The organism is Microcoleus sp. F4-D5 (assembly GCF_036704885.1).
GTDB lineage: Bacteria > Cyanobacteriota > Cyanobacteriia > Cyanobacteriales > Microcoleaceae > Microcoleus.
This window is the reverse complement of record NZ_JAUBSX010000033.1, coordinates 71,440-75,769: the sequence shown is the minus strand read 5'-3', so window position 1 is coordinate 75,769 and position 4,330 is coordinate 71,440. Positions and strand designations below refer to the sequence as shown.

General features: G+C 46.1%; 7 protein-coding genes. 1 reads left to right on the top strand and 6 read right to left on the bottom strand.

Annotated elements, in window-relative coordinates; all coding sequences use genetic code 11:
• Positions 1 to 106 precede the first annotated feature (106 nt).
• From QUA80_RS17065 to QUA80_RS17050, 4 genes are all read right to left on the bottom strand, one after another.
• A complete protein-coding gene (locus tag QUA80_RS17065; protein WP_333426333.1) occupies positions 107 to 505 on the bottom strand; it encodes a hypothetical protein in 399 nt (132 codons plus the stop codon).
• Positions 506 to 534: 29 nt separating this feature from the next.
• Positions 535 to 702: a hypothetical protein gene (locus QUA80_RS17060; RefSeq protein WP_333426332.1), complete on the bottom strand. Its 168-nt coding sequence runs from the start codon at positions 700 to 702 to the stop codon at positions 535 to 537.
• A gap of 4 nt (positions 703 to 706) precedes the next feature.
• Entirely contained in the window at positions 707 to 1,090 is a 384-nt protein-coding gene (locus tag QUA80_RS17055) for a hypothetical protein (RefSeq protein ID WP_333426331.1), read from the bottom strand.
• A gap of 96 nt (positions 1,091 to 1,186) precedes the next feature.
• Positions 1,187 to 1,819 (bottom strand): hypothetical protein, encoded by a 633-nt coding sequence (locus tag QUA80_RS17050; protein ID WP_333426330.1) that lies wholly within the window; start codon positions 1,817 to 1,819, stop codon positions 1,187 to 1,189.
• Between the two features lie 215 nt (positions 1,820 to 2,034).
• Here QUA80_RS17050 and QUA80_RS17045 point away from each other — a divergent pair, with 215 nt between their 5' ends.
• Entirely contained in the window at positions 2,035 to 2,871 is an 837-nt protein-coding gene (locus QUA80_RS17045) for an alpha/beta hydrolase (protein WP_333426329.1), read from the top strand.
• A 95-nt stretch (positions 2,872 to 2,966) separates the two neighbouring features.
• Here QUA80_RS17045 and QUA80_RS17040 read toward each other — a convergent pair whose 3' ends face one another.
• On the bottom strand, positions 2,967 to 3,245 hold the full coding sequence (locus QUA80_RS17040) for a DUF1816 domain-containing protein (protein ID WP_333426328.1): 279 nt from the start codon (positions 3,243 to 3,245) through the stop codon (positions 2,967 to 2,969).
• Positions 3,246 to 3,413: 168 nt separating this feature from the next.
• The coding region (gene rlmB / locus QUA80_RS17035; protein WP_333426327.1) for a 23S rRNA (guanosine(2251)-2'-O)-methyltransferase RlmB at positions 3,414 to 4,330 on the bottom strand (917 nt) is incomplete at its 5' end.

Genomic DNA, 4,330 nt, shown 5'->3' with positions numbered 1-4,330 from the left:
CGAGGCTGTACCATACTCTGTGTCTTGGTTCTAGAATTTTTACCTTATTATAATACTGCCAGAGTGACAAAACAGGGATAAACATTAATTTGCCGACCTCCGTCACTCATAAAGGTGAATTATATCTATTGTACATCTCCCATAATTCTCGCTTCACAGGTAGGAGAGCTTGTTCTTGACAAGCTTTTTGGGAGATGTCTATTAACCAACCCAGCAAGAAAGTAGACTTCGCACTAGAATAAATACTAGCGGGGGGAAAAGTCAGTTGTCGCAGATTTAAGTTAGCACCTCCTTCAATAATTGCAATTGTATCTTCTGGTTTGGAGATGACTAAATCTGCACCTACCGGAGATATTTGATAGTCACTGAGTTGACCTGCTAACCTGAGTACATCTCCCTGACTGGGGTTGAATCCGCGAATCCGAGCTTCCCCTGACCCTCTATATAATTCTTGCGCATCGGGAAACATCTGAGACGGTGGTGGCGAGGTAAAATCATCAGCCAAAATAAAAGTATCAGCACCTTGGCTGCCAATTAAGGTATCAAATTCATTGCTACCATTACTAAAATAATTGCCTTCTCCGCCAAAAGCATAACTCCTATCTCAATCAACTCCAGTAATTTCCGTTTTTCCACTGCCAAAACCAGTGACAATATCATTTCCATCAGTCCCAACAAAAGTGCCAGAGCGATTCGGTTCAAATTGTCAGAATTTTGTATAATGATCGAGACCTGAAGAGAAACTTCCTGCATTCACAGCCGCAGCAACATCGGGATTTTTTTGTAAATATTCAACTTCCGAAAAGTTATCCAACACACTATCTCTACTAAAAATCAAAAGACCCCGCCCCCTATTTTCTAGAAATGGAATATTTGCGCCGCCCTCGATTATAGCGATTCCTGACGTGCCCCGACCGAAGCCGTAATTAATACGAAAATCGCCATTCGTGGTGGGCGAGAACCCATAAAACCGTCGCGTTCCTGCCAGCCTGCTCGCATCAGTTTGCTGGTCAAAATTTTTAATAATCGGCTCGTTGCCTATTCCAAACCGCCCCCGATAGAAAACACCACTATTGATAGTATCGGACACTTCCCCAACACCAAGCACGAAAGTATCAGAGCCTTGACTGCCAATTAGGGTATCTAGGTCAATAGGAAGGTTGCTGTTGGTTATTGTTTCATAAACTCAATTCCCTGCTGCATCTAAAGATACTTGAATGCCGATGATTTCAACTTTCCCTACACCAAATCCAGCCACAACGTCACTGCCTTGAGTACCGACAAAGGTTGCAGAGCGATTGGGTTCAAATTGTCCAAATTTTCGGTAATGTTCTCCGCCTGTTTTGAAAACTCCTGCTGTGACTGCCGCTGCTACCTCGGGGTTTTTCAGTAAATATTCTGGTTCAAAAAAGGTACTCGCATAAAGGCCTTCTTGGGCTCCGAATTTGATAAAGTGTTCAAAACCAGATTTGAAAGTTTGGTTTTGCACAAAGGGAGCAAGTACGGGATATCGCTTTAAATAAAACGATTCATCGTAGTCAGGCGATGTATTGACAAGACCTTGTTCCCAGCCAAACTGAATAAAGTGATCTAAGCCTGAGGCAAAAGCTCCTGAACTGACAGCGGCCGCGACTGCGGGATTGTTGGCGAGATAGTAATTTTCATCGTAATATGGCGATACTTCCGTGAAACCGAGTTTTTGACCAAACTTTTCAAAGTGTTCTTTGCCAGAACTGATAATTCCTCGATCGATACCTTCTTGCACAAATGGATATTTGCTGAGATAGTAATTTTCGTCAAAAATATCGTAGTTAGCCATATTGCCCTCCTCTGGTATCGATGAGTTTTTTCCCAATTTACCTTATTTTAGGCAAAAACGTTATTTCTTGACAACAAAGAGGCAGGTTAGATACAATTAAATTTAAGTTAAGTTATACTGTCAATATAATATAATTTATTAATTATTATGATTGAGATTTTTTGACGAGTTTTAATAATTTTAAATCTTATTTAGTTCGATCGAGTAATGAGAAAATGTCGCACACAAAACTCAGCGTTTCTGTCAAAGGCAAAGGGTTTCCGATTCTCTGCTTGCACGGCCATCCAGGTTCGGGCGATTGTATGTCCGTCTTTACAGAACACTTATCAAAGCGGTTCCAGACGATCGCCCCAGACTTGCGCGGATACGGCAACAGCCGCACCTCTGTTCCCTTTGAAATGACCGACCACCTCCTTGATTTAGAGGTACTGTTAGACAGATTGGGAGTCGATCGGTGTTTGGTGCTCGGATGGTCTTTGGGAGGGATTTTAGCCCTGGAATTAGCCATGAAATATCCCCAGCGAGTCACCGGTTTGATTTTACTCGCGTCCGCAGCCAAACCGCGAGGAAGTCACCCTCCCATCTCTTGGCAAGATAACCTTTACACCGGTTTAGCCGGAATTATCAATTGGGCGATACCCGGTTGGCAGTGGAATATCGATACTTTTGGCAGGCGATCGCTCTTTCGCTACTTGATACAGCAGCATAACGCCACCCCTTACCGCTACTTAGCACAGGCAGGTACCCCCGCCTACCTCAAAACTTCCAACACGGCCACCAAGGCTTTAAATACCGCTCTCAGGGCCGGATACGATCGGTTACTGCACCTCGGCGACATTCAATGTCCCTGCTTGGTGCTCGCCGGAGAGGCCGATCGGCACATCACCTCGGCATCCAGTTTAGAAACAGCCCGCCACCTCCACGAATGTCAGTGGCAGTCCTATCCAAATACAGCCCACTTGTTCCCTTGGGAAATTCCCGATCGGGTACTCGCAGACATCGATCGCTGGATTGAATGTTTCCCCGAAGCAGTTGACAATTGCGAGTGTTGAGTTTAGTTTCTCAGAAGCAATTTATTCCCAACAGTCAAGAGTTTTGGATTTAGCACCCAAAACTCTAAACTCCAAACTAAAAATTCCCTCTGGTTCTAATGACCGCTCAAAACAGGCAACAGCCCTCCCTCACCAAGCTTTCCCAAATCATCTGCCACCGTCAAATTAATAGGTTTGCAGCGGTGAATCGAAACACTAATACCTTCTGCACCTTCATTTTCTATGTCTTCTACATATCCTGCTTTTGCAGCTTCGGCCTCTTGAGAAGTCAAGAACGGACCAAAATAGTAAATGCACCGCGGCGCTGAAGTTTTAACTTCAACCCACCAAGCCAATCCGAAGAAGTTGAGCAAGCTAATCAAGAGTTCTTTCATGTGATTTTGTAATGTATTTTACGGTTTTTTCAGAGTGGTGCAGGCAAGGCCGAGACCTTGGTTATGCACACTTTGTTATACTGTGTTGCATTCTTTTTTTCAATCACCGAAGATGGGAAGCTTGGGGGGCAAGAAGCCCCAGGCTTTAGGGGGTGGGGCTAATTACCCTTACGATCCGTGTACGTGAAACTTTTTGGGCCCGCGCTGGCGGTAAATTTCGTATAGAGCCATCCCCGTGGCTACGGAGACATTAAGGCTAGGAGTATGGCCCCTTAAAGGAATTGAAACTAATCCGTCACAACTGCGCTGTATCAAAAGGCTCAAACCGTCAGCTTCACCACCCACGACTAAAACAGTGGGCCCGGAGAACTTTACTGTCTCTACCGATTGACCGACGCCTGCTGCAGTGCCATAAATCCAGAACCCAGCCTCTTTCAATTCTTCCAGCGCCCGGTTAAGATTGACAACCCTTGCCACTGGCAGGCTTTCCAATGCTCCTGCTGCCACTTTTCTCACTGCCGAGGTAATCCCAACAGCCCGCCGCTGCGGAATCACCATACCCTGAGATCCCAATGCTTCTGCGGTGCGAATAATCGCCCCTAGATTATGGGGGTCGTTGAGTCCTTCTGCTACCACAATTACTGGATCTTCGCAAGCAGACTTAGCCTTCGCGATCAGTTCGCTCAAATCCAGGTATTCGTAAGCTGATACTTGAGCTGCTACGCCTTGGTGGTTTGCTTTGCGCGTGATGTAGTCCAGGCGCAAATCGTCAACTTCGTCAATGATGGTGCCGTTGGCCTTGGCTTCGGTTAGCAAGCTGTGAAAGCGGGGATCGTAGCGCAGGTGCGGGACAACCCAGATCCGGTTGAGCACTTGGTTTGTTTCTAAAGCTGCTTGCACCGCATGGCGGCCGTAAATCATGTCTGTGTCTGTGTCTGGTTGCACGACTGTATTCGAGGCACTGTCAACAGGGCGAGTGTCTCTCTCTTTGTCTCTGTCTCTGAAATGGTGGCCCCGGAATTCCTGCGGGCTACTGTCTTTGTCTCTGTCTTTGTAATAATTGCCCCGCGATTGCTGGGGGCTGC

What these genes read in the sequence shown, in the direction of transcription:
- QUA80_RS17050 (WP_333426330.1), bottom strand. Translation starts at nt 1,819, where the DNA reads ATGGCTAACTACGATATTTTTGACGAAAATTACTATCTCAGCAAATAT.
- QUA80_RS17045 (WP_333426329.1), top strand. Translation starts at nt 2,035, where the DNA reads ATGTCGCACACAAAACTCAGCGTTTCTGTCAAAGGCAAAGGGTTTCCG.
- QUA80_RS17040 (WP_333426328.1), bottom strand. Translation starts at nt 3,245, where the DNA reads ATGAAAGAACTCTTGATTAGCTTGCTCAACTTCTTCGGATTGGCTTGG.